The sequence below is a fragment of the Okeania sp. genome, assembly GCF_983059655.1.
In genome coordinates this window covers 1-2,349 of record NZ_CEZPJD010000061.1, presented here as the reverse complement: position 1 = coordinate 2,349, position 2,349 = coordinate 1, and the positions used below count along the sequence as shown (strand labels likewise).

Below are 2,349 nucleotides of genomic sequence, written 5' to 3'. Positions count from 1 at the left end.
CTCCCGTCCCCCTTGGAATGGGGGAAGCTAGATGTTGCTTTGCTTTTGGTTTGAAGGGTGGTTGGGGATTCTTCTCCCCCTTTGCTAAGGGTAGTATCGGCAGGAGAGGCAACACGCTCAAAGGCATTAAGGAGGATTTGTACTTCCTGTTCCCGTCCGTAGAGTTTTTCAGGAATAATGAAGCGATCGCTCTTATCCCTGTGTCCTAATTCAAAGGATGTAATTTTCCCGACAGTTTCTAACTGTTGCAGACATCGCTCTAGGTCAGGTTTCAACCCCAAGGCACTCTGATAACGATCTTCAGCATTCTTGGCCATCAATTTCAGGACAATATTCTGCAATACTTCTGGTACTTGATTTTCTGTGGGAAAACTTACTGTCTGGGCAATGTGACAATGCAGCAATTCCATTGGATCATTAGACTGAAACGGTAATTTTCCGGTTAGGAGTTCAAATAAGGTGACTCCAAGGGAATAAAAGTCGGTACGGTAGTCAATTCCTCGGTTCATGCGTCCGGTTTGTTCTGGGGAAATGTAGGCTAGGGTTCCTTGTAAGACCTTGGGGTTTATGAGTTGTTGTTGTTCGGTTGGTAGTAAACTGGAGATACTGAAGTCGATGAGTTTGACTTGCTTGGTTTCGGGATGAATCAGGATGTTGCTTGGTTTAATGTCTTTGTGAATAATCCGTTGTTGGCTGAGATAGTGCAGAACTGACGCTAGTTGGATAGCTATGTTGAGGAAGTCTTTTTGGGAATGCTCAGAGTGCTGCCAATAGTCCGAAAGTGACATATCTCCTGAGTCTGGCATCACTAAGGCGTAAGCATGGCCGTAACGTTCTAGGGTTAGAGGTTGAACAATAGCTGGATGTTCAAGATGGTGAGTAATGATATATTGGTTACGAAACTGGACTAATTCGTTAAAGTTAGGGTGGGGGTTGCGTAAGACTTTGATGATGACTGGTTGTCCTTGAGTAGTTTGGATAGCTTGATATACTAAGGTCCGGTTTCCGGCGTATATTTGGTCTGTTTCTTGATAACCAGCTAAGTTGAGCATTTTGATTCTCAGGAGTAAAGTTAAGTACCAAAAATAATTAAATTTTTGCTCTTATTATATCAAATTAATTGTGTGGGCAATAGCAGTATTTTTTCTGAGATTTATAGAGCAAGGAACAGGGAACAGGGAGAAATACTTAAGGGTAATCAAAAAAAACTTAAATTTCCTGTAGATATTCACCCTTGGGTTTACACAAACGATAAAGTGCGGACATGATATAACTCCCCGTTCCTCCTGACTCTTACAGCGCTTTTCAAATTGATGAACCACATCTTCACATTTCAAACCTTGTAGGACGTTCCATGGAATGTCCCTACTGTAGTCTACCCAAATAAAAACCGCTGTAACTACTCCCAAACCCAAATTCCTCTCCTGGGATCAGGGCTGTTTCAAAGTATTGTAGATTAACGATGAGCAGGAGAAGGGGAGATGAGGGAATCGTGGAACAGTAAAATTTACCAAAATTTGGCGATTTTTCAGCCAATAATATCAAATCCGCCTAATTGCACATAGATCCAATAACGTCATAATTAGGGCTTGCTGATTAAATACCTTAGCGGCAGCTTTGCGTCAGCAAAAGCATTGACTGATATTGGTTGTAAGATTTTTTTGTCTCAAAAAGTGACAGCTTTTCAGTGGCTTGAGCTGCATAAAGCTAGTATTTTGGCAGGCAATGGCGGAAAAATTGGGGGACAATTATTCCAGCTACATATTCTGTAATCCACCATTTCTCCTGACTATTGACTACTGACTACTGACTACTACGAAGAGCAAAAAGACTTTTTCAGCAAACCCTAATTAGGATTTTAAGCTATTAGACATCTCCAATCATAAAAAATAAAATAAATTATCAATTCTTTCTCCCTACTCCCTACTCCCTACTGGAGATGTCTATTGATTGTGAGATTATTTAACCGGATTTGATATAATATCATGTTCGGTTAAATACTTATATCAAGTAACATTCATTAACCGTAATGTAGGGACGTTGCATGCAACGTCCCTACCTGGTTGGGTAAAGATTGGTTATTACAGTTATTTAATGAGACATGATATTATATCAAATCCGCTTAATTCGGTATAAAAAAAATTTTCATCTTCATCCAAGAGCAAATGTTTCTAAATTCTCTTCCCTCCTGACTCCTGACTCCTGACTCCTGACTCCTAGATTAACTATCTAATTACACCGATGCTACCGGATTTGATATTATACTTTGGCAGAAGGCAGAAGGAAGAGAGCAAAGTTTGAAGTGAAGAAGTTTTTATAACTAATAATCCGAACATGATATAAGCGTCC

The 2,349-nt window shown here is 40.0% G+C and carries 1 protein-coding gene; it reads right to left on the bottom strand.

Going from position 1 to position 2,349, the window contains the following annotated elements; all coding sequences use genetic code 11:
* Positions 1-1,052, bottom strand: a 1,052-nt coding sequence (locus AC3DU7_RS06095) for a serine/threonine protein kinase (RefSeq protein WP_488038460.1), incomplete at its 3' end; no start/stop codon positions are given.
* Positions 1,053-2,349 lie beyond the last annotated feature (1,297 nt).